Annotated in this window: 1 protein-coding gene; it reads left to right on the top strand. The window is 39.1% G+C overall.

All coding sequences use genetic code 11. The features are described from left to right. Positions 1 to 128 precede the first annotated feature (128 nt). On the top strand, positions 129 to 1241 hold the full coding sequence (locus F6K13_RS33510) for an IS630 family transposase (RefSeq protein WP_287289980.1): 1113 nt from the start codon (positions 129 to 131) through the stop codon (positions 1239 to 1241). The last annotated feature ends 95 nt before the right edge of the window (positions 1242 to 1336 follow it).

Below are 1336 nucleotides of genomic sequence, written 5' to 3'. Positions count from 1 at the left end.
TGTTGCGGTTGAAACCGTAGCTCAGCAGTAAAACACCGACGGGTTAACAGAATTTTGTGATCCAGGTAAGCTTAAATCTATCTAAATTGCGTATTATAGAAATGACCTAGAGCATCTACTATTACGCCATGCCAGTCAGTAATTTTCTTACAAAAGAACAGAAGAAATCTATGCGAAAAGCAATGAGGGAAGATGAATGCCCTCATTTTAGGGAGCATATTCTGATTATATTACTGGCTAATGATGGTAAAACTCAGAGCCAAATAGCTGAATTTGTTGGATGTTCCTTGAGAACAGTAAGTTATTGGTTTAATCATGGTGATCCAGATAATTTGGAGAGCTTTAGAGATGGACGAGGTCAAGGAAATAATCAAAAATCCACTCCAGGTTATATTAATTTATTGATTGAGATAGTAGAAAAGGATCCCACAAAATTTGGATACGAGTTTGGACGGTGGACTGCTCAACGACTATCTGAGCATTTAGCAAAAGAGACAGGGATTGCATTGAGTAGTAGTCAAGTTAAACGGCTATTAAAAAAGAATGAATATCGATATATTTGGCAAAAATACTCACTAGAAGATCGACAGAAACCAAAAGAGCGTCAGGCATTTAAGGTGAAGCTGGAGCGATGGATGGAGATGGAGAGAAAAGACCCAGACCTATTCCAGATATGGTTTTGGGATGAGAGTGGCTTCAGTTTACGGGTGCGTCGAGGCAAACAATGGACGAAGAAGGGGCGCAGTAATAAGGTTTCAGGTAAACGCCGTAGAGGTCGTGTGAATGTGATGGGAGGATTACGATATGGAGACAAGAAAAGAAAGTGTTTTTTTATCGAGAAGGGAGATGGAGATATATTCCTAGAGCAGTTGAAAAAAATAAATAGTTTTGTTCGAGAAGAATGGGTTGGGAAGGGAAATCGGGCAGAAGATTTTAAGAAAAAAGGACCGAAAGTTATCTTGATTCTGGATAATGCCAGTTTTCATAAGCGTAATGATATCTTGGAGGTGATAAAAAAAGAACTTCCGAATATCCAATTAGAATTTTTACCAGCATATAGTCCTGATTATAATTTGATTGAGCTGGTTTGGCATTCATCGAAGGAGTATATTGCAGGACGATTGTTTGAAACCGTTGACCAACTACAAAAGCTATTGGATCGATTGCTCAATAAAGGAGAGCTAGAAATCAAGTGGAGTAGGAAGCTGAAAAACAAAGGAAATCTTGTTAATGCAATTTAAATAGCTATCAGCTTAGAACTCCTGCCAGTTGTTCAACACCAAAAGCATTTCTGGCCCAGTTGACGAGGGCGATCGCGTTTTTGTGGGCGATCGCA

Origin of the sequence: Okeania sp. SIO2B9, assembly GCF_010672505.1 — a bacterium.
GTDB classification, from domain to species: domain Bacteria; phylum Cyanobacteriota; class Cyanobacteriia; order Cyanobacteriales; family Microcoleaceae; genus Okeania; species Okeania hirsuta.
The sequence above is the reverse complement of the archived record's forward strand: the minus strand, read 5'-3'. Positions and strand labels throughout refer to the sequence as shown.

Coding starts and splice junctions, on each gene's coding strand:
- F6K13_RS33510 (WP_287289980.1), top strand. CDS start 129: ATGCCAGTCAGTAATTTTCTTACAAAAGAACAGAAGAAATCTATGCGA.